Origin of the sequence: Streptomyces xylophagus, from assembly GCF_000716435.1 — a bacterium.
Taxonomy (GTDB): Bacteria; Actinomycetota; Actinomycetes; order Streptomycetales; family Streptomycetaceae; genus Streptomyces; species Streptomyces xylophagus.
In genome coordinates, this window is record NZ_JNWO01000001.1 from 539,939 (window position 1) to 562,439 (window position 22,501).

At 69.8% G+C, this 22,501-nt stretch carries 19 protein-coding genes and 1 pseudogene; 5 read left to right on the forward strand and 15 right to left on the reverse strand.

Annotated elements, in window-relative coordinates:
* The first annotated feature begins 149 nt into the window (after nucleotides 1-149).
* The gene (locus tag OO70_RS02455; protein WP_051740504.1) at nucleotides 150-647 is read left to right on the forward strand and encodes a MarR family winged helix-turn-helix transcriptional regulator; all 498 of its coding nucleotides are present in this window, start codon (nucleotides 150-152) and stop codon (nucleotides 645-647) included.
* 155 nt (nucleotides 648-802) lie between these two features.
* Here the strand turns inward: OO70_RS02455 and OO70_RS02460 are convergent, their stop codons facing one another.
* From OO70_RS02460 to OO70_RS51055, 3 genes are all read right to left on the reverse strand, one after another.
* Nucleotides 803-1,459, reverse strand: a complete 657-nt coding sequence (locus OO70_RS02460) for a response regulator transcription factor (RefSeq protein WP_043662976.1) — start codon at nucleotides 1,457-1,459, stop codon at nucleotides 803-805.
* Between the two features lie 45 nt (nucleotides 1,460-1,504).
* Nucleotides 1,505-3,265 carry a sensor histidine kinase gene (locus OO70_RS02465; protein ID WP_324604827.1) on the reverse strand — a complete coding sequence of 587 codons (1,761 nt, stop codon included), beginning with the start codon at nucleotides 3,263-3,265 and terminating at the stop codon, nucleotides 1,505-1,507.
* Nucleotides 3,266-3,394: 129 nt separating this feature from the next.
* Nucleotides 3,395-3,940, reverse strand: coding sequence for a hypothetical protein (locus tag OO70_RS51055; RefSeq protein WP_051740506.1), 546 nt, complete (start codon nucleotides 3,938-3,940; stop codon nucleotides 3,395-3,397).
* 247 nt (nucleotides 3,941-4,187) lie between these two features.
* On the opposite strand from OO70_RS51055, the gene OO70_RS02475 reads away from it, so the two are divergent.
* Both OO70_RS02475 and OO70_RS02480 read left to right on the forward strand, forming a co-directional pair.
* Entirely contained in the window at nucleotides 4,188-6,824 is a 2,637-nt protein-coding gene (locus tag OO70_RS02475; RefSeq protein ID WP_043662979.1) for an alpha-L-rhamnosidase-related protein, read from the forward strand.
* Nucleotides 6,825-7,029: 205 nt separating this feature from the next.
* Nucleotides 7,030-8,061 (forward strand): annotated as a pseudogene (locus OO70_RS02480) (MFS transporter); the annotation flags it as partial.
* Nucleotides 8,062-8,101: 40 nt separating this feature from the next.
* Here OO70_RS02480 and OO70_RS02485 read toward each other — a convergent pair.
* Both OO70_RS02485 and OO70_RS02490 read right to left on the reverse strand, forming a co-directional pair.
* Nucleotides 8,102-9,352: an acyltransferase family protein gene (locus tag OO70_RS02485; protein ID WP_078651201.1), complete on the reverse strand. Its 1,251-nt coding sequence runs from the start codon at nucleotides 9,350-9,352 to the stop codon at nucleotides 8,102-8,104.
* 137 nt (nucleotides 9,353-9,489) lie between these two features.
* The gene (locus OO70_RS02490; protein ID WP_043662985.1) at nucleotides 9,490-10,494 is read right to left on the reverse strand and encodes an aldo/keto reductase; all 1,005 of its coding nucleotides are present in this window, start codon (nucleotides 10,492-10,494) and stop codon (nucleotides 9,490-9,492) included.
* 153 nt (nucleotides 10,495-10,647) lie between these two features.
* Here OO70_RS02490 and OO70_RS02495 point away from each other — a divergent pair, with 153 nt between their 5' ends.
* Together OO70_RS02495 and OO70_RS02500 are read left to right on the forward strand one after the other, a co-directional pair.
* Entirely contained in the window at nucleotides 10,648-11,562 is a 915-nt protein-coding gene (locus OO70_RS02495) for a LysR substrate-binding domain-containing protein (RefSeq protein ID WP_043662988.1), read from the forward strand.
* 113 nt (nucleotides 11,563-11,675) lie between these two features.
* A complete protein-coding gene (locus OO70_RS02500) occupies nucleotides 11,676-12,320 on the forward strand; it encodes a CatB-related O-acetyltransferase (RefSeq protein WP_043662991.1) in 645 nt (214 codons plus the stop codon).
* Between the two features lie 34 nt (nucleotides 12,321-12,354).
* Here the strand turns inward: OO70_RS02500 and OO70_RS02505 are convergent, their stop codons facing one another.
* The 10 genes from OO70_RS02505 to OO70_RS02550 all read right to left on the reverse strand — a co-directional run bounded on the left by OO70_RS02505 (nucleotide 12,355) and on the right by OO70_RS02550 (nucleotide 22,499).
* Nucleotides 12,355-13,125 carry an aspartate racemase/maleate isomerase family protein gene (locus tag OO70_RS02505; protein ID WP_043662993.1) on the reverse strand — a complete coding sequence of 257 codons (771 nt, stop codon included), beginning with the start codon at nucleotides 13,123-13,125 and terminating at the stop codon, nucleotides 12,355-12,357.
* A 78-nt stretch (nucleotides 13,126-13,203) separates the two neighbouring features.
* Entirely contained in the window at nucleotides 13,204-13,686 is a 483-nt protein-coding gene (locus OO70_RS02510) for a MarR family winged helix-turn-helix transcriptional regulator (protein WP_043662995.1), read from the reverse strand.
* Nucleotides 13,687-13,760: 74 nt separating this feature from the next.
* Complete coding sequence (locus OO70_RS02515; RefSeq protein ID WP_043662998.1) at nucleotides 13,761-14,615, reverse strand: alpha/beta fold hydrolase; 855 nt, start codon at nucleotides 14,613-14,615, stop codon at nucleotides 13,761-13,763.
* Between the two features lie 31 nt (nucleotides 14,616-14,646).
* A complete protein-coding gene (locus OO70_RS02520; RefSeq protein WP_043663002.1) occupies nucleotides 14,647-15,309 on the reverse strand; it encodes an isochorismatase family protein in 663 nt (220 codons plus the stop codon).
* A complete protein-coding gene (locus OO70_RS02525) occupies nucleotides 15,306-15,977 on the reverse strand; it encodes an SRPBCC family protein (RefSeq protein ID WP_043663004.1) in 672 nt (223 codons plus the stop codon). Before OO70_RS02525 ends, OO70_RS02520 begins: the two co-directional genes overlap by 4 nt.
* 3 nt (nucleotides 15,978-15,980) lie before the next feature.
* Nucleotides 15,981-16,520: a (2Fe-2S)-binding protein gene (locus OO70_RS02530; RefSeq protein ID WP_051740508.1), complete on the reverse strand. Its 540-nt coding sequence runs from the start codon at nucleotides 16,518-16,520 to the stop codon at nucleotides 15,981-15,983.
* Nucleotides 16,517-18,895, reverse strand: coding sequence for a xanthine dehydrogenase family protein molybdopterin-binding subunit (locus tag OO70_RS02535; RefSeq protein ID WP_043663006.1), 2,379 nt, complete (start codon nucleotides 18,893-18,895; stop codon nucleotides 16,517-16,519). Before OO70_RS02535 ends, OO70_RS02530 begins: the two co-directional genes overlap by 4 nt.
* Nucleotides 18,892-19,740 carry an FAD binding domain-containing protein gene (locus OO70_RS02540; RefSeq protein WP_043663013.1) on the reverse strand — a complete coding sequence of 283 codons (849 nt, stop codon included), beginning with the start codon at nucleotides 19,738-19,740 and terminating at the stop codon, nucleotides 18,892-18,894. The genes OO70_RS02535 and OO70_RS02540 overlap by 4 nt, the downstream gene beginning before the upstream one ends.
* Before the next feature lie 41 nt (nucleotides 19,741-19,781).
* Entirely contained in the window at nucleotides 19,782-21,179 is a 1,398-nt protein-coding gene (locus OO70_RS02545) for an MFS transporter (RefSeq protein WP_043663016.1), read from the reverse strand.
* A gap of 51 nt (nucleotides 21,180-21,230) precedes the next feature.
* Entirely contained in the window at nucleotides 21,231-22,499 is a 1,269-nt protein-coding gene (locus OO70_RS02550; RefSeq protein ID WP_043663019.1) for an FAD-dependent oxidoreductase, read from the reverse strand.
* Between the last annotated feature and the right edge of the window lie 2 nt (nucleotides 22,500-22,501).

A 22,501-nucleotide genomic window follows, 5' to 3' on the forward strand; every position in this document is an offset into this window, starting at 1 on the left:
GCCGAGATCCCTGAAAGGTTTAATGTTCAACGTCCACGATATGCCGGATTCACGTGAACGTTCAAGTCATGCGGGATCGGTCGGCGGTGCCTGCCCGTCGGCGCGGCCACCCCTCTGGTCGCGGCGGACCGGGCTGGTACCCTCGCGAAATGACCATCCCCGACAAGTCCCAGCAGGTCGACGAGCACGCCGACTTGTGGCTCACGCAGGCCGAACTGGCCTCGTGGATGTCGTTGGTCCGCCTGACCGCCAGGCTTCCCTGGGCCGTCGACGCCCAGCTGCAGCGGGACGCGGACCTGAGCATGGTCGAGTACATGAGCCTCGCCATGCTGGCCGAGGCTCCCGAGCGGACCCTGCGCATGAGCGCACTGGCCGAGCACACCAATTCTTCGCTGTCCCGGCTGTCACACTTGGTGAAACGACTGGAGAGCCGCGGCTACGTCCGGCGCGAACCGGACCCGAGCGACGGGCGCTTCACCAACGCCATCCTCCTGCCCGACGGCATGAGGAAGCTGGAATCCGCCGCGCCCGCCCATGTGGCCCACGTACGGCACCTCGTGGTGGACAACCTGTCCGGCGAGCGCCTGCGCCGACTCGGCCTGGACGCCGAGCGCATCCTGCAACGTATCGACTCGCCGGTGCGCTGAGCGCGGCTGATCCAGGCTGTCTCACTCGTCGCGTCGGCAGTCTCACGCTCCTCATTTACTTGAGCACTAAAGTCATGGGGTGGACTGCCGAGCGCGGGGGTGTGGCCAACCTCTTCTCCCTCATGGAGCAGTTCGGCGTCCGACCCGCCGACAGGTCAGCTCGGTCCCAACCCCGCGTCCCGCGCCAACAGCGCCGCCTGCACCCGGTTCTCGCAGCGCAGCTTCGTCAGGATCCGGCTGACGTACGTCTTCACCGTCGCCTCGCTCACATGGATCCGCTCGCCCGCGTCGGCGTTCGACAGCCCCTCACCGAGCAGCGCGAGCACCTCGAGTTCCCGGGTGCTCAGCGTCTTCAGGCGCCGGCGCGCTTCCTCGCCGCGCGCCGCGGCCTGCCCCGAGGCCAGCGTGTCGACCACGTGCCGCGTGGCACCGGGCGACAGATACGCGTCCCCGGCCGCGGCCGCCCGTACCGCCTGGATCAGTTCGGCCGGCGCCGAGTCCTTCAGCAGGAACCCGGCGCCTCCCTGACTCAGCGCACGCAGTACGTTCTCCCGCTCGCCGAACGTCGTCAGGATCAGCGGACGTACGGTCGGCGCCGCTCGCCGCAGTTCGGCCAGGGCGGACAGCCCGTCCAGCACCGGCATCTGGATGTCGAGCAGGGCCACGTCCACGGCGTGGGCGCGGACCAGGTCGACCGCCTCGCGGCCGTTGGCCGCCTCCGCCACGACGTCGATGTCGTCGGCGGAGGTGAGGATCATCCTGATGCCCGCCCGGATGAGCGGTTCGTCATCCGCGACGAGGACTCTGATCACAACTCTCCTGCAAGACGTGCGGCGAGGACAACTGACGGTCCGTGACTACGACTTGGCCATGAAGGCCCGCTTCTCGATCAGTCTGCCGTCCTTGAAGCAGAGGCGGTAGGCGGGCACCCTATCCCCTTTTTCGGGCCAGTCCCCCGTCGAGAGGTAGGACGAGCAGGTCGCTCCCCGCGGTACGGCGGGCCCCTTGTCGTCCAGGGCCCCGGCCACGAACGACTTGCCGTGCGGCAGCTTGTCCCGTACGGCCGTCTCCGTGTCTCCGACCTTCACCGAGTTGTAGACCGACGGCTTCAGCATGAGGTTGTGGGACTCCTCTTTCACGAGGTTGACGACCAGCACGACGGCAAGCACCCCGAGAACCACGAAGGCCAGCAGCGCGCCGCCGCATCCGATCATGATGCCCTTCTTCTTCCGTCCCATGGCGATGTCGAACTCCTTCTGCCTGTCCGGCGGACCGGACCAGTCGATGTCCGCACCACCGTCGCCGGGCACCACCCCTTCGCTCTGCCCCCGGAAGTCGTTCGCCGCATCGACGAAGGTCGCCTCGACCGGCTTCGCGTCCGCTCGCCACCCGCCGCCCTCCGACGTACGAGGCGAGCGGGGACCGTAGGGGAGTACGCCCGCGACCCGGAACCCCCCGTCGGTCGCGGGCCCCGCATGCACCATGCCGCCGACCAGGCGGGCCCGTTCCTGAAGCCCCGTCAGTCCCTGCCCGCCACTCACCACGGGCCGTCGTGCGGCGGAAGTCGGCGCGGATACCGGCCCGTTGGCGACCTCGACGACCAAGGAGTCCGGCTCGTAGCGCAGTTCGACGGCGATCGAGGCACCCTGCGCGTGCTTCAGGGCGTTGGTCAGCGCCTCCTGCACGATCCGGAACGCCGCGTGGTCGGCGGCGGGAGCCAGCGGCCGGACCTGGCCCGTACGCCGCAGCGCTACGTCCGCCCGCGCGCCCCGCGAGGCGTCCACCAGGCCGTCTATCCCCGCCACACCCCGGGTCGCGAGCTCCAAGTCGCCCTCGCGCGCGGGGACTTGCTCAGGCGTGCCGTCTCGCAGGATGCCGACGGCCTCACGCAGTTCGTGCATCGCGGCCACGGACGCGTCCCGCAGCACGCCGACCACCTCACGCTGCCCTGCCGTCAGGTCGCGGTCCACCTCGAGCGCGCCCGTGTGGACGGCGATCAGCGCCAGTTGGTGGCCGAGGCTGTCGTGCATGTCCTGCGCGATGCGCTGCCGTTCCCGCAGGCGCGCGTGGGACGCGATCATCTCGCGTTCGCGCAGCAGTTGGGCGTTGTGCTCGTGCAACGCGTGCAGGAGCGTGCGGCGTTGAGTGCGGTTGCGGCTGGCGAGGCCGGGTACGACCGTCGTCGCCAGGAACGCGAGTGTGCTGAACACCAGTGTCTGCGCGACCGACAACGGCTGCGTCGGGTGGTGGACGGACAGCCCCATGTAGACGACGAACGTGCCCGTGAACAGCGCGAGGGCCCGCCGTGGCGCATCGATCCGCGCCCCCGCCGACCAGCTCACGACCATCAGCACGACCCCGAAACCACCGAACAGACCGGCGAGAGCGCCGGTGACCACCAGGATGCTCGCCGGGAACAACCGCCGCAGCGGAGAGAGCACCGCGGTGACCACCGCCGCCGCGGTCATCCGCAGCGCGCCGTCGCCCGTCAGGGTCGCGGCCGCGACCAGGGCCAGGACGACGGCCAGCACCGTCTCGCCGACGATCCGCCGCCGGGGCCACATCCGTACCGTGCCCAGGTGCATCCGGAAATCGAGGGCCATCGTCTTCGCGTTCACGCGCCAACGGTAGACACCTCCGCCCGCGCGTACAGCATCCGTTCGTCGCATACGTGAGCGACCAAAGTCGTACGGTCCGCGCGTCACGCGGGCTCGACGGGGGTCGCTCGTGAGTGGCTTCCGCGTCGGTCAGCCGGTGTTACTGAAGGACTTGACCTGGCATTCGACCCTGTACTTGTCGTAGTTGGGCAGGTTCATGCTGTCTCCGCTGACCATGGCCCAATTCCCCTCGGAGACAACGCTCTTGATCCCGTGGCTGTTCATGCACCTCACCATCGCCCGCACCCCGTCGCTGTAGCGCGGATTCTCCGCCGGGTCCATCTCCACCGGCTGGAGCGGGTATATCGACGCGCACGCCTTGAGCGCGGGGCTGTCGGCCGCGGGTTTCCGGTCCGCCGGCACACCGTGTTCCCGGAGACAGTGCGACCAGGCGTCCCAGAGTCTGTTGATGTCCTGCTGGTTGTCGTCGAGCCGGATCCGAACGTGTCCGGCGTCCGGGTCCGCGGTTCTTCCGGCGCTCGCGGAGGGGGTGGCGAGGGACGCGACACCTTCATCGCGGGTGCCGCTCCCGCCGTCGCCGCAGGAGGTGAGCAGCACGAGGGTGGCACCCGCCGCGACGACGGTCAGGACGGGACCCGTGATGCCGCGAGGGAGTGGAGAGGTGAAGGAGGACATGGCGTCAACTTGCCGTCCCCGTATGAAGATTCTGTCAGCGACCGATCAGTGTCCTGTTTGATCGCCCTGTCGCCGGGACGGGGCCGTCGCGTGGCCGCTCCAGTGCCTTCTCGTCACTCGGCAAACCGGCCACCGGTGTCCCGATTACTTCTGTCCCAACGCTGTACGGCTGTCCCGTGTTCGAGATAGCGTCACCACGCAGCTGCCGAGTGAAACGATTCAATCCATTGTCGCTCAAGGGGACGGTATGGCGTCGAACAGCACACCGGACAAGGGCATTTCCCGTCGCACAGCTCTGGCAGCAGCCGGCACCGTCGGGCTCACCGCGGTGTCCCTCTCCACCGGACTTCCCTCGGCGGAGGCGCTCCCCGCCGAGGAAGCCTCCGCTTCCCTCACCGGCAGCCCGTCACGGCACGCCGGCGGATGGCACCGGTACGTCCAGGGGCCGTCCTCGCGCACGGTCCGGCCGGTGCGGATCGTCGCCACGACCGGAGACGTGAAGAACCCCGACGCGCTGCTCAAGCCGGGCGGCGCCAGATCCGTCCTGCGGCGGCCGCAGCCCGCGGCGGCACCCGCCTGGCCCGCCGGCACCACGGCGGAGGCCTCGTCGGCCCACGCGGGCAACAACGGCAACGACGGTCAGCCGCGCACCTACGTCGCCACCAACGCGATCGACGGAAACCCGGACACCTTCTGGAACGACGACACGCTGGGGGTGTTCCCCGACGTCCTCACCATCACCGCGCCGCAGGTCGCGCCCCTGCAGGGCATCACCGTGATCTCCAACAGCGACGGCGTGCCGACCGACTACACCGTCGACGTGTGGCGCGAGGGCGACTGGCACACCGCCGCGACGGTCACGGGCAACGACGCGGTGCAGAAGGCCGTGCCGTTCGCGGAGCAGGTCAGCACCGATCGCGTACGCATCACGGTGACCCATGCGCAGGACACCTCGCACGGCAACTTCACCCGGATCAACGAGGTCTGGCCCGCACCGGTCGAGCCGATCCCCGTGCCGAGTGTCACGGTGGACTTCGGCAAGGTCGTGGTCGGATATCCGCAGATCCGGTTCACCTCCGCCTCCGCCAACTCCCCGGGCGTGCGCGTGGCGTTCTCCGAGACCCGCCAATTCCTCACCGACCGCTCGGACTTCACCCGCTCCGACCAGGCGGGCGGCGCCGGACAGGGCACGGACCAGTTCGCCGTACCCGCGAAGGGCGCCAACTGGACCGACCACAAAGGCTTCCAGGCCGGCGACAAGGTGTTCGCGGACGGCCTCCACGGATTCCGCTACGTCAAGATCAGCCTCGACGCGCTCGCCTCGGACAGCCCCGCCGCGCAGCCCTGGGGGACGGTGGAAATCGACTCCGTGGCGCTGCAGTTCACCGCCTATCTGGGTACACCGAGCACCTACCGCGGCTGGTTCCTGTGCTCCGACGACGAGTTGAATCGTTACTGGTACGGCGCCGCATACACCAACGAACTGGTCACCGACACCTTCCGCCAGGACGACGTCGATCCCCGCAACGCCTGGAGCGCCACGCTGGAAGGGAAGTTGGTCCTCCAGGACGGTGCCAAGCGCGACCGCGACCCGTACGTCGGCGACCTCGCCGTCTCCGCGCGCACCCTGTACCTGACCCACGACGACGCCGCAGCTGCGGCCCGCAACGTCCTGGCCGACCTCGCCGACCACCAGCGCGCCGACGGCTGGATCCCGCCCGCCTCCATCGGCAACTACACCCTGCCCCTCTTCGACTATCCGCTGTACTGGGTCACTTGCAGCTGGGACTACGTCCTCTACACCGGGGACCAGCAGTACGCGACCCGCTACTACCCGACCCTGGTGAAGGTCCTGGACACCTGGTTCCCCAGCGTCACGGACGACGCCGGCCTGCTCAGCAAGGGCCTCAACGGCACCGGCGGATACGGCGACTACGCGTTCCTGGGCCGCACTGGCCGCGTCACCTACTACAACGCCCTCTACGTCCAAGCCCTCCAGAACGCCGCCGAGTTGGCCCGCCTGTTGGGTCAGAAGGCCGACGCCACGCGCTGGAGCACGCGGGCCGACAACGTTGCCCAGGCCGTCAACTCCCTGCTGTGGGACGCCGACACGGGTGCCTACCTGGACTCCTCGACGGGCGCGGTACGACACGCCCAGGACGGCAACTCCCTCGCCGTCGTCACCGGCATCGCGAGCGCCGACCGCGCCACCTCGGCGCTCGCCCATCTCGACGCGACGACGAAACGGCCGTACGGAAACGCGTTCATGGACAACGACACCCTCTTCGACCAGGCCTCCCAGCGGGTCTACGCCTTCACCTCCTATCCGGAGATCGAGGCCCGCTTCCTGACCGGGCAGGCCGAATCCGCGCTCGACCAGATCCGCCGTATGTACGGCTGGATGGACAAGAACGACCCGGGCATCACCCACTGGGAAGGCATCGGGCCGGGTGGGTCCTTGTACGAGGACGCCTACACCAGCATGGCCCACGGCTGGTCCACCGGCGTCCTGCCGGCCCTGACCAACCATCTGTTGGGTGCCCGGCCGACCTCGGCCGGGTATGCGACCTGGGAGGTGCGCCCGCAGCCCGGCGGTGTCGACTGGGCGACGGGTCAACTGCCCACGCCGCACGGCCCGTTGGGCGTCGAGTGGGAGAACAGTGCACGCGTCTTCCGGCTCACCGTCCGCGTGCCCAGGCACACCCAAGGTTCGGTCGCCCTGCCCGGTGACGCGCAGGGGCTTCGGGTGAGCTCCGGTCGACGGACGCTCTGGGACGGGCGGCGGGCGTCGAGCCGTGACGTGAGCGTGGTCGACGGCACGGTCACGGTCGCGGGCCTCGGTGCGGGTGAGCACAGTTTCGTGAGCGAACTGCGCGGCAACTGACCTCGTAGGGTGCCTCGTTGGCGCGCGGCGCCGCAGTGAACCGCTCCGGGACAGGCCAACGTGCCTCTGTCCCGGGGCGGTTCACTGTGAGTTGGGCGAACCAGGCGTTCGCTTTGGCTAATTGTGGCGGGTGTTTTGCCGGTGCATGCGTTGCCCGCTGCATCGCTCCGACCTAGCCTGACCTGCGGACCGAGGGAGGTGGGCCGATCGCAAAGGCCGCCGTACCCCGCTCATGGTCGACGTGGCCTTCTACTCGGTCGTCGGATTCGCCTGCGCCTTCGCCCCGAACTACACGGTGTTGCTGGTGCTGCGCCTGCTGTACGGCATCGGAATGTGCGGAGAGTGGGGCCTGGGCGCGGCGCTCGCCATGGAGAAGATCCCCGCGGAGAGGCGCGGTTTCTGGTCGGGCCTGCTGCAGAGCGGTTACTCGCTGGGGTATCTGCTCGCCGCGGTGGCGTTCTTCGGGATCGAACCGGCCTTCGGCTGGCGCGGGTTGTTCGCCTTCAGCCTCGTACCCGCCCTGGTCGCGTTGTGGGTGCGCACCCGGGTGGAGGAGAGCGAGGTGTGGGAGAAGAGCGTCCGACTCAACCGCACTCCCGCGTACCAGGTGTTCAAGAACCCGGCGGTACTGCGGCGCTTCGTGTACCTCGTGGCGCTGATGACCGCCTTCAACTGGATGTCGCACGGCACCCAGGACATCTACCCCACCTTCGTCAAGAAGGGCCTGGGTCTGTCCCCGGACACCGCGATCGCCATCGCCGTGGTCTACAACATCGGCGCCATCATCGGCGGCATGGTGCTCGGCGCCTACTCCGAGCGGCTGGGACGCCGTCGCACGATCATGATCGCGGCGGCCGCCGGCCTGGTCGTGGTGCCTTTCTTTGTCCTGTCCACCGCGGTGGGCCGGCTGATGCTCTCTTCCTTCCTGATGCAGCTCTGCGTCCAGGGAGCCTGGGGCGTCATCCCCGCCCACCTGACCGAGATGAGCCCGGACAAGATCCGGGGCTTCTACCCCGGCGTCACGTACCAGCTGGGCAACCTGATCGCCGCCCTCAACCTGCCGATCCAGGAGGCCCTCGCCGAGCGGCACGGTTATCCGGCGGCGATGGCGTGGACCGTGACGCCCGCCCTGGTCCTGGTGATCGTGCTGAGCGCGGTCGGCAAGGAGGCCAAGGGCATCCGCTTCGGCAGCGCGGGGACGCAGGCGCCGAGTGCCGCGGCGGCCGACACGGTGTAGCTCCGGCGGACGCCGTACGAGCAACGGGAGTTCGCCCGCGTCACAGGGCAGGCGCACGTTTCGCGGCGGCAACCGGCTCCAGTCGGCGCACGCGGACGCGCTGGCGTCGTAGCAGGGGCCGTTCGACGAGGGCGTACGAAGCGAGGGCCGCGGCGAGCGTCGCCGTGAGGCCGGCGGGGAGCAACTGGTCGCCGTGCACACCGAGGTTGGAGAGCAGCCGGATGACGGGGTAGTGCCACAGGTACATCCCGTAGCTGAGGTTGCGTCCGATCCAGACCGGAACGGACAGCGACAACAGGCGGGTGGGCCATGACTGTTGGCACAGTGCGAGCGCGGCCACGACGCAGGTCGTGAGCAGGGCGGCGGCGAGGAAGCCGACGGTGTACCAGGCCGGATTCCACCCGCTCACTTCGGTGATCGGGATCTGCCAGGCGATCAGTCCCAGCAGCGCGAGCGCGGGCCAGCAGAGCCGACCCGCCCAGCGGCGCAGCAGTTCCAGGCGGGGGTCGTCTGCGCGGAGTCGGGCCAGGACGAGGGCCAGCAGGGCGCCGATGAGGAGTTGGTCGGCGCGGGTGTCGGGGCCGTTGTAGATGCGGTGTGCGGCCGAGGGGTCCCAGAGGACGGTCCGCCAGAGCACCGGCAGGACGCACAGGAAGGCGACCCAGATCAGCACCGCCCGCGCGGTCGCGTGCCGCAGGAGTACGAGCAGCAGGAGCGGCCAGGCCAGATAGAACTGCTCCTCCACTCCCAGGGACCAGGTGTGGCTGAGCGGCGCGGTGAGATCCGAGTACGTTCCGGCGTCCCCCGCCCGCACGAGATTGACCACCGAACCCGCGGCCAGCGCCGCCGCCACCCACGCCCCACGGAACAGCGGCAGCGCGAACGCCACGGACAACAAGGCGGTCACCGCACACATCACCAGCAGGGCAGGCATCAGCCGCAGCCATCGGCGCCGGTAGAACGACCACAGGCCGATGCCGCCGGTGCGTGCGTACTCGCCGACCAGCAGCCGGGTGATGACGAATCCGCTGATCGTGAAGAACACGTCCACGCCCACCGAGCCGCCGGGCACCAGGTCCGGCTCCACGTGATAGACGATCACCAGCACGACCGCGACCGTCCGCAAGCCGTCCAGCCCCGCCACCCGCCCACCACCACGCGGCGCCGACGAGAAGCCCTGCCCGCCGCCTCTGCTCCGTCCCGCGGACAAGGGGACGTACGGCGGCGCCGTACGCACATCAGGGCTCTGTTCCGTGGCCTCGTCTACCGTGCTCCGATGGAGGGTGCTCATAACGGCGGCGTCTGCCCAGGTGTGCGGGGATCACACAAATTCTCGTGTTCCCCACAGGCAGGCGTTGCTTTCCGGCCGTTGGCGACCAAGGGTGCTGGTGGGCTTGGTGAGTGCTTCCTGCGGAGTGCTGTGGTGTGTCAGGCGGTGGGCGCGTCGGCGGAGATGAGCTTCTCCTCGCGCAGGGCGGCCCAGAAGGCGGCAGGTACGTCCTCGGCGAGGGCGGCGACGTCCTCCGCGATGCGGCTGGGGCGGGTGGCGCCGGGGACGACGGCGGCCGTGGCCGGGTGGGCCAGCGCGAACTGCAGCGCGGCCGCCTTGATGCTCACCCCGTGCTCGGCGGTGAGCGTCTTGATCCGTTCGACCTTGGCGACGATCTCGGCCGGGGCCTCCTGGTACTCGAAGTGCCGGCCGCCGGCGAGGATGCCGGAGCTGTACGGGCCGCCGACGACCATGTCGACGCCCTGCTCGGTGGCGGCGGGCAGCAGACGCTGCAGGGAACGGTCGTGGTCGAGGAGGGTGTAGCGGCCCGCAAGGAGGAACGCGTCGGGCCGGGGCTCGTCCAGGTCGAGGGTGAGCTCGATCGGCTCGACGCGGTTGACGCCGAGGCCCCAGGCCTTGATGACGCCTTCGTCGCGAAGCCGCTGCAGGACACGGAAGGCGCCGGTGCGCGCGGTCTCGTAGACGGCCAGCCAGTCGTCGCCGTGGAAGTCCTGGGCGATGTCGTGCACCCAGACGATGTCGAGGCGGTCCGTCCTCAGGCGCGTGAGGCTGTCCTCGATGGAGCGCAGAGTGGCGTCGGCCGTGTAGTCGTCGATCATCTTGTTCGGGCGGCCGTGCTCGAACAGGCCGCCCTTCTCGCCCAGGTCCCGCGCGGTGGGATCCTCCAGCGCGTCGAGGATGACCCGTCCGACCTTGGTGCTGAGCACGAACTCGTCGCGCGGACGGCCGGCCAGCACCTCGCCGAGCCGGAGCTCGGCCAGACCGGCGCCGTAGAACGGGGCGGTGTCGAAGTAACGGATGCCCTGGTCCCAGGCGGCCTCGACGGTGGCGGCGGCCTCCTCGTCGGGGATGCTGCGGAACATGTTTCCGAGCGGGGCCGTACCGAAGCCGAGGGTGCCCGGCAGAAGGGACTTGATGCCCATGGTGAAGATCCTTCGCTCCATGATGTGACGTGCCGTGACGCGGAGTTCGGGAGGATTTATCCGATCCGGGGCTCTTGCTCTGTCGAGGTTAGGGTCGAGGGATGAGACTGTCCAAGACTTGCTTGGACACACTTGAGTCCCGAGAGGTCTTACGTGCTTGACCTGCGCCAACTCCGATACTTCGTGGCCGTCGCCGAAGAGGAACACGTCGGCCGGGCCGCCGAACGCCTCCACATCTCGCAGTCACCGCTGAGCCGGCAGATCGCCCAACTGGAGAAGGCCCTCGGCCTGACGCTGTTCGAGCGCAGCCAGCAGCGCATCCGGCTCACCTCCGACGGCCGCGTCTTCCTCACCGAGGCCACGGCCCTCCTCCGGCACGCGGACCGACTGGAGAACCTGGGCCGACGCCTCGGCCGGGGCGAGGAGGGCGGCCTGTGCGTGGGATACGTCGGCGACGCCATGCACACCGGCCTCCTGCCCCGCGCCCTGCGCACCCTGCACGACGAACGCCCCGGAATCCACGTAGCCCTCTACGACCTGACCGCGTCGCAACAGTTCGAGGGACTGCGCCAACGCAGCCTCGACATCGCCCTCGTCCAGGAGCCGCCGCCCGAGACGGACCCGGACCTGCGCAGCGCCCTCCTCCTCGAAGACCCGCTGCTCCTCGCCGTGCCGAGCGGTCACGCCCTCGCCGACGCGACGGAGATCCTGCCGGCGGACCTGGACACCCAGCCCTGGATCGCCATCGAGAACAGCCAGGACCAGGCCTGGCGGGACGGTTTCGTCGCCTCCTGTGCCGCCGCCGGGTTCACCCCCGACATCCGTTTCGAGGCCCCGGAATCACTCACCGCCCTCGGCCTCGTCGCGTCCGGGCTCGGTGCGGCGATCGTCCAGAAGAGCGCGCTGCAGGGAGACACGCCAGGCGTCACGGTCCGCGAACTCCTTTGGTTCCAGAGGTCCGTGCGCTTGTGGGCCGCCTGGCACCAGATCGATCTCCGCCCGGTCGTCGCCTCGTTCCGTGCGACCGTCCTGGAGGTCGGAGTCACCGAACAGGAACTCACCGTCTGAACCCGCGGCGCAGCAGGCGCCTGCTCGTTCAGGCGTAAATCGGTGTCCCGGCAAGCCCGGTACCGCGATCATGGAACGGATACCGACCCGCAGCCCGGAAGGAATCACTCGTCATGCCCGTGCCCGCCGATCCGACGGTCCTGCATCCGATGCCCGAGCAGCCGAGGGTGGTGCTGCTCCGGCCGCTGGTGAAGTCCCCGCTGATCGAGATCGGGGAGTACACCTACTACGACGACCCGGACGACCCGACCGCCTTCGAGACGCGCAACGTGCTGTACCACTACGGGCCGGAGAAGCTGATCATCGGCAGGTTCTGCGCGCTGGGCACGGGCGTGCGGTTCCTCATGAACGGTGCCAACCACCGCATGGACGGCCCCTCGACCTTCCCCTTCCCCACCATGGGCGGCTCCTGGTCGGAACACTTCGACCTGCTCACCGGTCTGCCCAACCGTGGGGACACGGTTGTCGGCAACGACGTCTGGTTCGGCTACGGCACGACGGTGCTGCCCGGCGTGCGGATCGGACACGGCGCGATCATCGGCGCCGGGGCCGTGGTCACCGCGGACGTACCCGACTACGGCATCGTCGGAGGCAACCCGGCCCGCCTCGTCCGCACCCGGTACAGCGAGGAAGACATCGCCCGCCTGCTGGCGGTGGCCTGGTGGGACTGGCCCGCGCCGCACATCACCGAGCACGTACGGACGATCATGTCGGGCAGCGTCGCCGATCTGGAAGCCGCCGCCCTGGAGATTTCCTGAGGCGCAGGGTGTGTTGGAGGGCCTGTTGCCTCGTTCAGACACCCGTCGTGCTGGGGACCTGGCCGCCGAGCAGACTGCCCGCGCCGGGCACGACCGTGGGCAGGCCCAGTTCGACGAGGACGCGGTAGGCCGTGGCGGTGGCCGCCGAGAGCACCGGCAGCCCGGACGCCTCCTCCACCGGCTGGATCGACGACAGCGAAGGCATCTGGACACAGGCGGACAGGACGAGCGCGTCGGCCCGCGACAGGTCAAGGCGCCGCCAGTGCTCGCGCAGGTCGTCAGGGTCGAGGCGGGCGACGGCCAGGTTGTCCGGCACCTCCAGGCTCAGCGCGTCCACCACCTCGACGCCCGCGTCCTCGATGTAGTCCGCCACCAGTCGCGTGAGCGGCTTCATGTACGGCGTGACGATCGCGACCCGCCGGGCACCCAGGGCACCGATGCCGTCGAGCAGGGCGCCCGCGCTCGACACCACGGGGGCGCGGGAGCCCTCGGCGCGCAGCACGCCGGTGATCTGGTCCTCGGCGGTGCAGTGATACCCCGGCCCCTGCGCCATGATTGCCACGAGGCAGGCCGTGACGACCACGTCGGGCCGCGCGTCGGCGAGTTCCAGTGCCGCGCGCCCGGTCTGCGCGTTCATGGCGCGCAACTGCTCGGGCGTCACGTGCCGCATGCGCATACGGCTGCTGTGGAAGACGAACCGGTCCTCCGGAACCAGGGACTCGCGCTCCCGCATCATCCGCGGCAGCTCCGTCTCCATGGTCAGGTTCGAGCTGGGCACGATCATGCCGATGTGGTGATCGGTCACGGGATCCTCCGGGTGTCCGGCGTACGGGGTACGTGTGGTCGTCGGCGACCGGGGATCCGCCGACCGCCGCCGGCGGGGTCAGGAGTCCTCGGCCAGTCCCTCCCAGTGATCGGCGAGGGACGTGAACAGACGCATGATTTCCTCGCGTTGCTCCGGTCCGAACGGCGCGAGGAGCCGTTCGTCGAGCCGGCGGGCGCGGAGGTTGGCGTCGTGGAGGGTCCGCTCGCCCTCCTCGGTCAGATGGAGCAGCTTGCGCCGACCGTCGTCCGCGGCCGTCCTGCGCACGATCAGACCGCGGTTCTCCAGCCGCCGGGCGACGTCCGCCATCGTCGACGTGTCCAGGGAGACCGCGGACGCCATGGAACGCTGGTCGCTCCCCGGTGCCGCCTCCACCGCCTGGAGCACCGCGAACTGCGGACCCGTGAGCGTCGGGTCGACGGCACGGATCCAGACCGCGAGATACGCCTGGTACAGGCGGCGGACCTGGTAGCCGGGCGCGGCGGTGAGCGCCGGGGGAGGCCCGGCGGGCGTGGACGTCGGGGTTGCGGTTTCGTCACCCATGGAGCCCACTTAAGCACAGCACTTGATCGAGTCGTCAGCCGGACCGGTGATCTCCGCGAACCCGCGCGGCGGCCTCACACCAGCATCGGGCGCAGTACCTGGCGCAGGGCCGCGAGCGCGGCGGACGGGTTGTCCCAGAACAGCATGTGGCCCGCGTCCGGGATCTCGGCCAGCACGGCCGACGGCAGCAACCGGGCCGCCTCCGCCGCGCCCTCCGCGGTGACGACAGGACTGTCGGCGCCGTACAAGAGCGCCGTGGGGCCCGGAACGGACGGCCACCACTCGAAGAAGTCCTCGCTCTCGAAACCGCGGTGCGTGGCCGCGACGGCCTCCGCGTCACAACTCGCCAGCCAGCGCGCCCGCAACTCCTGCTCACGGCGCGCCCAACGCGGCCAGGACCGGGCCACCTCGTCCGCGTCGGTGCCGCGCCGCGCTTGCGCGAGCTGGTCGAGGAAGGCGTCCAGGGGTGTGGGATAGGGCCCGCGTCCGGGGCCGCTCATCGGTGGGTCGCCCAGCACGGTGCCCCGCAGTGCCACCTTGGCACGGACGGCGGTCACGGCCGCGATCCGCGCACCCATGGAGTGCCCGAAGAGGACCGGCCGGTGCAGGCCCAGGCCCGCGACGATCGCCTCGGTGTCCTCGGCGTACTCCTCCAGACCGTACGATCTGCCCCCGTCGGACAGTCCGCGCCCACGAACGTCGACCACCAACGGCCTTACCAACGGCGTCAGTTCACGGGCAACGAAGTCCATCGCGACGGCTGGACTGGTGATACCGGGCAGCATGACCAGCGGGACGCCGTCACCGCCGTAGTCCAGGACGTGCAGGCGCGTACCGCCCGAGCGCACCCAGCGGCTGGTGGCGGGAACGTCGGCGAGATCGGCGAGTGCGGACTGCGCGAGCAGGCGGGTGGGTGGGGGTGGGGGCATCGGGTTCTCCAATGATGCAGGGCAGTTGGGGTTACGGGGCTGTCCTGGGCAGTCCGTCGAGATAGCCGACGGCGTCCTTCACGTCGATCACGTCGCCGTACTTGGCCTGGATGTCGAAGAGGCTCGCCTCGTGCGGTCCCGGGGCGCGGTCGCCCACGCACTCCCTCGGCACCAGCACCGAGAAGCCGGACTGCACGGCGTCCACGGCGGTGGCCCGTACGCAACCGCTCGTCGTCGCGCCGCACACCAGTACCGTGTCGCAGCCGAGTCCGGTCAACAGGGCGGCCAGGGACGTACCGAAGAACGCGGACGCGCCCTTCTTCACGATCAGATGGTCCTGCGGCACCCGGGGCAGCCGCGGGTCGAGCGCGACCTCCTCGCTGCCCTCGACCAGGCTCCGCATGCCCCGCGCCTTCTGCAGCCAGGTGACGGCGTCGCCCGCCGCCTCGGCCGGGGTGTAGGCGATCGCGGTGAACACCACTGGTACGCCGACCGGACGCGCCGCCGCGATCAACCTGCCGGTGGCCGCGACGACTTCGGTGAGGTCGGCACCCGAGGGGAAGCTCGCTTCGGTGAAGCCGCGAGTGAGGTCGACGACGACGAGAGCGGGGTGGCTGCCGCGTCGGACCGGTGCGCCGAACCCGGCTCGCGCGTAGGTCTGTTCAGTCTCCCGACCGTACCCGGATTCACTCATGACGTCCTCCGCAGGGCCCGCAACTCCCGTGCCTGGGAGGCGAGTCGACCGAGCAGCCAACCTTCGAGGACCCCGAGGGCGAACGCGCCTGCTACGAGGCCGTACTTGGCGGCCCGCGGGCCGAGCAGCATCGCCAAGCCGTCGAGGTCGGAGTCCTGTGGGACCGCAGGTTGCGCCACGACGGGAGCAATCGGGGACACGACAGGAGTAGTTCCTACGACCCTGTCCTGGTCCAGCAGGCTTCCCAGGTTCCGTGCGAACTGCTGAAGGATCCGGTCCGACACCGTGACGATCGCGCCCTTGCCGAACTGGACGATCTTGCCGCGGATCACCAGGTCCGTGGAGAGCTGGAGCAGCGCTCCCTCGGGCGCCGCGAGGATGTCGAGAGAGACCTCCGCCTCCGCGTCCCCGCTGCCGTGGGTGTCCGTACCGCGCGCGTGCACGCGCAGTCGCCGCTTCTCGGCGTCGATCTCCAGGAAGCGGACGGTGCCCGCGTAGGAGGCGCTGATGGGGCCCACCCGGATCTTCACCCGGCCCCGCCAGGTGTCGCCGTCCTGCCCGTCGAGCGTGGCGCCCGGCATGCAGGAGGCGACCCGTTCGACGTCGTTCATCAGGGCGAAGACGTCGTCGGGGGAGGCCTTGATCGGCACGGTGTTGGTGAGCTGCATGGGTCAGTGCTCCTTGCTCTCGCAGCGCTGCGCGCAGGCTCCGCGCCGGGCCGTCGCGCATGCGTCGATCGCCTCGACGATGGTCTGGTAGCCGGTGCACCGGCACAGGTTGGAGGCGACCACCTCGCGGATCTCCTCCTTGGTCGCCTCGGGCCGCTCGGCGAGGAACCCTTCGGCGAGCATCAGGAACCCGGGGGTGCAGAACCCGCATTGCAGCGCGTGGTGTTCGGTGAACGCCCGTTGCAGGTCGTTGAGTTCACCGCCGCCGTCCTCCGACAACGACTCGACCGTGCGGATACAGGTCCCCTCGGCCTGCGCCGCGAACATCAGGCAGGCGCGCACGGGCCGTTCGTCGACCAGCACCGTGCAGGCGCCGCAGATCCCGTGCTCGCATCCGACGTGCGTACCGGTCAGCCGCAGTTCGTGGCGGAGTACGTCGACGAGGGTGCGGCGGGGCTCGGTGATGACGTCGTGCTGCTCGCCGTTGACGTCGAGGGTGACGAGTTGGAGGTCCGCGTGGGTCGCCACGGGGTCGGTGTTCATGAGGACGACTCCAGGCTCGGGGCGCCGTTCAGCGCGCGGTGGACGGTCTCGGGGGTGATGGGTGTGTGGTCGAGTTCGACGCCGGTCGGGCGCAGGGCGTCGTTGACGGCGTTGAGTACGGCGGCGGGCGCCCCGATAGTGCCGCCCTCGCCGGCACCCTTGGCGCCGGTCTCGGTGAACGCGCAGGGCGTCTCCAGGTGGTGGATCAGCACATCGGGGATCTCGTGCGCGGTGGGCACCTTGTAGTCCATGAAGCCGGTCGCCGACGGCTCGCCCTGGGCGTCGTACGTCACCTGCTCGAACAGCGTGCCCGCGATGCCCTGCGCGATGCCGCCCCGGCACTGCCCCTCCACGACCTGCGGGTTGATGGCGACCCCGCAGTCCTCGACGCACACGTACCGCAGGATCTCCACCTGACCGGTGCCCGGGTGGAGTTCGACGACGCAGGCGTGGGTGGCGTTGGAGAAGGTGCCGTCGTTGAAGACGTCGAAGGTGGCGGTGGCCGAGAGGCCCGGCTCGATGTCCTTGGGCAGCAAGTGGGCCTGGAGATAGGCGATGTCGGCGATCTCCGTGTAGGGGAGAACGTCTTGGGTGTTACGGCGGCGGGCGGCGCCGTCCGCCAACTCGACCTCGTCCGGGGCGACTCCCCAGCGGGAGGCGGCGATCGCCCGCAGCTTGTCGCCGAGTTTCGCGGCGGCCAGGCGTACCGCGCTGCCGCCGATGGTGATGGAGCGGCTGGCGAAGGTGCCGAAGCCATAGGTGATGCGATCGGTGTCGCCCTGATGGAGTCTCACTTTGCCGATGTCCAGGGCGAGTTCGTCGGCGACGATCTGCGCCATCGTCGTCTCGTGGCTCTGGCCGTGGTTCATGGTGCCGGTGGTGAAGGTGACCGCGCCGCTGGTGTCCATCCGTACCTCGGAGATGTCGAAGCCGGGCACCACCTGCATCTTTCGCTGCGCGAAGGCCGCGGAGCCGTAGCCGGTGCGCTCGCTGAAGCACGAGTAGCCGATGCCGATGTGCCGGCCCTCGGCCGCCGCCGCTGTCTGCTTCTCGTACCAGCCCTCGTCCTTGACGAGCCGCTCGCAGAGGTTCAGCGACTCTAGATAGGAACCGGGGTCGTAGGTGATGTTGTTGACGCCCTTGTACGGGAAGTCGGTGATGACGTTGCGGCGGCGGATCTCGACCGGATCGAGGGCGAGTTCGCGGGCGGCGCGCTCGAAGAGCCGCTCCATGACCATCACGTACTGCGGCCGGCTCACTCCGCGATACGGGCCGGTGGGCGCCTTGTTGGTGGTGACCGCCCGGCCCCGCACCCGGTACGCGGGCACCTTGTAGACGCCGGGCATCTCGGCGGACGCCATCAGCGGCTCGATGCCGGCTGTGAAGGGGTAGCAGGAGTACGCGCCCATGTCGCAGACCACGTCCGCGTCGAGCGCGAGAATCCTGCCCTCGGTGTCGAAGGCCGCGCGTGCCCGATAGTGCTGCTCGCGGGCGAGGAAGGACGCGGACAGGGCGTCCTTGCGGTCCTCTATCCACTTGACCGGTCGACGGAGTTTCAGCGCGGCTGCCGCGGCGGCGATCTCCTCGCGGCCCACGACGCACTTCTGGCCGAACCCGCCGCCCATGTCGGGCACCACGACCCGCACGGCACGCTCGTCGAGACGCAGGCAGCGGGACGCCACCGTCCTTACCTGGTGCGGGATTTGGGTGCAGGTGTGTACGATGAGCTGTTCCTCGCGGTCGTCCCAGTGCGCCACGGCGCCCCGCGTCTCCAGCGGCAGGGCGTTCTGCCGTCCGGTCCTGGCGTCGACCTCGACGACACAGGGGGCCGCGTCGAAGATCCGGTCGATGCCTTCCGTCGCGAACAGCGAGACGTCCACCAAGGTGTTGTGCGCGGCCTCGACGTGGACGAGCGGGGCGCCGTCCGCGAACGCCGCCTCCTCGGACATCACCGGGGGCAGCGTGGCGTACGAGACCTTCGCCGCCTCCAGGCCGTCCTCCGCCGCATACGCGTCACGGGCAACGACGATCGCGATCGGCTCGCCGACGTAGCGGACCTTGTCGCGGGCCAGGATCGGCATCGCGGTCGGGACGAACTCCGAGAGCGGGCGCCCCAGTTGAGCCACGATGTCGCCCAGCTGGAGATCCTCGGCCGTGAACACCGCGACGACGCCCGGGACTTCTCGCACCGCCGACACGTCCACCGAGGCCAGCTCCGCGTGGGCGACCGTGCTGCGGACGAACTGGGAGTGCAGCATGCCGGGCAGCGCGATGTCGTCGACGAACCGGCCGCGCCCGGCGAGCAGGCGCGGATCCTCGCGACGGCGAACCGCCTTGCCCACCAACTTCCGTTCATTCATGGGGACATCACTCATCGGGAGACCGCCTCCTCGCAGGCGCGCCGGACGAGGGTCCGGACGAGTTCCTTGCGGTAGTGCGTGCTGCCGGACGCGTCGGCGGGCGGCTCCACGGCCTCCGCCGCAGCCGACGCACACGCCTCGAAGGAGCCCCCGCCTGTCAACACGGCCTCCGCCTCCGGCACTCGGACGGCGGCGGCCGCCACCCCGCCGAGTGCCACCCGGCCCCCGCGCACCTCGCCCTCCGCCACATCGAGGTCGACGGCGGCGGCCACGAGGGCGAAGTCCCCGCGACGTTCGGCGAATTCGGTGAGGGCGGCGTGCGGTGCGGGACGGGGGAAGACGATCTCGACGAGGATCTCGTCCGGGTCGAGGGCCGTTGTGTAGTAGCCGTGGAAGAAGTCCCCAGCGGGGATGGTGCGTTCACCCTGCGGCCCACGCGCCACGAACTCCGCGTCAAGCACCACCGCGAGCAGGCACCACTCGGCGGTGGCGTCGCCGTGCGTCATGCTGCCGCCGACCGTGCCACGGGTGCGGATCGGGAGGTGCCCGATCCAGGTCATGGCCTTCTTCAGGACCTCGAAGCCCGCCCTCAGTACCCCGGCCGGGTCGGTCTCCACCGTGTGGTGGGTGGTGAGCGCCCCGATGTGCAGTCCGCCTGCGGCGTCCCGGTGCATCCGGTCCAGTTCGCGCAGGCCGCCTATGTCGACGAGGTGGCGCGGCCGGGCCAGCCGGTAGTTCATCATCGCGACGAGGCTCTGGCCGCCGGCGATGACCTTGGCGTCGTCGCCGAGTTCGGCGAGCAGCCGTGCGGCTCCGTCGACGTCGCGGGCCCGGTGGTACTGGAAGGGGGCGGGCTTCATGGTCCTCCGTATGTAGTCAGGCGGCCTGGGAGGGCCGTGCTTCAGAGGGCCGGTTGCTCGGCGACGCTCAGCCGCGTGAGGACCGGCGGCTCCTCCTCGTCGGCGTCCAGGACCCGGCCCTTCGTCTCCGGTGCCGCGAACGCCATCCATACGACGGCCAGCAGGACCGCGACTCCCAGCACCGCGAAGGTCGTCGGCAGCCCCAGCGCGGGCCACATCAGCGAGCCGAACAGCATCGGGGCGAACCCGGTGAGCGCCCGGCTGACCGACGAGGCCCAGCCGAAACCGCTGGCCCGTACTTCGGTGGGGTACAGCTCCGAGGCGTACGCGTACAAGGCGGGGATCGTGAGCTGGATCAGGAAGCCGAAGACGGCGATCGCCACGACGGACCCGGTCGGCATGTCCATCACCAGCGCGAACACGACCAGCGCGAGCGAGGCGACCGGCGCCGAGACCCCGAGGAGCCACTTGCGGCCGACGATGTCGACGAGTGCCGTGGAGACCAGCACGCCGATGATGCCGACCCCGCTCATCAGGGTGGTCTTCATGAAGGCCGCCGTGTCACCGAGGCCCTCGTCCTTGAGGATCGTCGGCATCCAGCTCAGGGCCGCGTAGTAGACCAGCATGATCGTGGCGAACAACAACCAGGCGGCAGAGGTGATGCGCGGGCTGAACTTCCATACGCGGCGCAGTTGTTCGGCCGCTGCGGCCACTCCGCGCGGGCCGGTCTCGGCGACGGGTTCCGGGATCGTGTACAGCACGGCGGGCGTGCCGGTGCGGGCGACCAGGTCGTCGATGACCTGCCTGGCCTCCACCTCGCGGCCCTTCTTCGCCAGGTAGACGGGCGACTCCGGGATGCCTCGGCGGGCCCAGAACAGCAGCAGCGCGGGCACGACCATCGTCGTCAGCATCCAGCGCCAGTTCCCGTCGACTGACAGCAGCGCCGTCGACACGAACCCGCACAGCGTGACGCCCACCGGCCACCACACATCGAGCCCGGTCAGCACCCGGCCCCGGTACTTGCGCGGCGAGAACTCGCTGACCAGCGCGTAGTCCACGGGGATGCAACCGCCGAGGCCGATACCCGCGAGGAAGCGCAGCGCGAGGAACACGGGATACGTCGGCGAGAGCGCACCCAGGACGGAGAAGACGGCGAAGATCAGCAACGTGACGCTGAAGGCCTTCTTCCGGCCGATCCGGTCCGCGACCGAGCCCCAGGCGACGGCGCCCACGGCCATGCCGACGAGGTTGGCGGTGGCCACGTACCCGCGATCACTCAGCGAGAGGTCGAAGTGCTCACCCACCAGCGGCATCAGGAAGCCGTTGAGGGCGATGTCGTACGCGTCGAAGAGGTAGCCGAGGCCGCCGATGATGAAGATCTTTCCCTGGACCGGCCATCTCCAGGGCAGTTCCTGAACGATTTGATCGCCTGTTTTCACGTGCGCTCCACGGGGTCGCGTTGACGTTCTTGAGGGGAAGGGCGGAGAGACTCAGCGGGCGAACTGGTAGGAGAACGCGCCGAGATCCGGGTCGTTGAGCGGCGTGCCCGACCACAGCCAGTCGTAGGAGAGGTCCGACTCGCCGTCGAAGGTCCTCAACTTCTCGTCCCTGGCCCGTTGTTCGGGGCCGTCGGGCAGGTGGTAGAAGGTCTTGTTGCGCAGGGACGCGTCCTGGACCATGCCGGCGTGCTTGGCGCGCCGGTCGACGTAGCGGCGCAGCGCTCCCTCGACGCCGGCGGACGTGACCGCGCCGAGTTCCTCGGCCAGTACGGCGGCGTCCTCCATGGCCTGGGAGGCGCCCTGTGCCTGGTAGGGGAGCATCGCGTGGCAGGCGTCGCCGAGGAGGGCGACCCGGCCGTCGGTCCACACCGGGTCGCGGCGCCGGTGGTGGAGTGCGAAGGCGGAGACGTCCTCCTTCGCCTTGGACAGCATGGCCGGTACGCGGTCGTCCCAGCCGGGAAACGCGTCGACGAGATCCTGTGCGGTCGCGGACAGGCTCCACTTCTCGGCGACCTCGTCCGTGCAGGGCACGCAGGCCACGACGTTGAGGTACTCGCCGCCACGGATCATGTAGTGCACGAGGTGCCGGTCGGGGCCGTACCAGATGGTGCTCTGGAAGCGGTCCACGAGCCAGCGTGTCGCCGGGTCGGCGGCGATCAACTCCCCTGGGATCAGGGCCCGGTAGGCCATCTCGCCGGAGAACTGCAGAGTGTCGGGGGCGCCCATGAGATCGCGGGTCCGCGAGCGGATGCCGTCGGCGCCGATGAGCACGTCGCCGGCGTACCGGTGACCGTCCTCGGTGAGCGCGACGGGACGTTCGGGGTCGGTGCGGTCCAGCTCGACGATCTTGCTCCCGGTGTGCACCTGGACGACGGGGCCGGGGCCGGCCGGGTCGACGCACGCGTCCAGCAGGATGCGATGGAGGTCGGCCCGGTGGTAGTGCCAGTACGGGGCGTTGAACTGGTCCTTGCAGCGCTGCCCGAGCGAGGTCAGCCCGATGATGCGGCCGTCCTGCCACCGCCGTCGCACCTGGTCGAGCGGCTCGGTGTGGATGGCCTCCAACTGCGGGCGCAGCCCGAGTCCCATCAGGACGCGGCTCGCGTTGGGGGCCGTCTGGATGCCCGCGCCGGCCTCGCCGAGTTCGGACGCCTGCTCCAGGACGGTGACCCGCAGACCGCGCTGCCGCAGTGCCAACGCGGTGGTGAGCCCGCCGAGACCTCCTCCGACGACGGTGACTTCGTACGACTGGCTGGGCGCCACAC

Bases quoted from the DNA above. Each gene is read 5' to 3' on its own strand.
- OO70_RS02490 (WP_043662985.1), bottom strand. From the start codon at position 10,494: ATGGGCATCAAGTCCCTTCTGCCGGGCACCCTCGGCTTCGGTACGGCC.
- OO70_RS02500 (WP_043662991.1), top strand. From the start codon at position 11,676: ATGCCCGTGCCCGCCGATCCGACGGTCCTGCATCCGATGCCCGAGCAG.
- OO70_RS02485 (WP_078651201.1), bottom strand. From the start codon at position 9,352: ATGAGCACCCTCCATCGGAGCACGGTAGACGAGGCCACGGAACAGAGC.
- OO70_RS02515 (WP_043662998.1), bottom strand. From the start codon at position 14,615: ATGCCCCCACCCCCACCCACCCGCCTGCTCGCGCAGTCCGCACTCGCC.
- OO70_RS02510 (WP_043662995.1), bottom strand. From the start codon at position 13,686: ATGGGTGACGAAACCGCAACCCCGACGTCCACGCCCGCCGGGCCTCCC.
- OO70_RS02525 (WP_043663004.1), bottom strand. From the start codon at position 15,977: ATGCAGCTCACCAACACCGTGCCGATCAAGGCCTCCCCCGACGACGTC.
- OO70_RS02475 (WP_043662979.1), top strand. From the start codon at position 4,188: ATGGCGTCGAACAGCACACCGGACAAGGGCATTTCCCGTCGCACAGCT.
- OO70_RS02455 (WP_051740504.1), top strand. From the start codon at position 150: ATGACCATCCCCGACAAGTCCCAGCAGGTCGACGAGCACGCCGACTTG.
- OO70_RS02535 (WP_043663006.1), bottom strand. From the start codon at position 18,895: ATGAGTGATGTCCCCATGAATGAACGGAAGTTGGTGGGCAAGGCGGTT.
- OO70_RS02520 (WP_043663002.1), bottom strand. From the start codon at position 15,309: ATGAGTGAATCCGGGTACGGTCGGGAGACTGAACAGACCTACGCGCGA.
- OO70_RS51055 (WP_051740506.1), bottom strand. From the start codon at position 3,940: ATGTCCTCCTTCACCTCTCCACTCCCTCGCGGCATCACGGGTCCCGTC.
- OO70_RS02540 (WP_043663013.1), bottom strand. From the start codon at position 19,740: ATGAAGCCCGCCCCCTTCCAGTACCACCGGGCCCGCGACGTCGACGGA.
- OO70_RS02530 (WP_051740508.1), bottom strand. From the start codon at position 16,520: ATGAACACCGACCCCGTGGCGACCCACGCGGACCTCCAACTCGTCACC.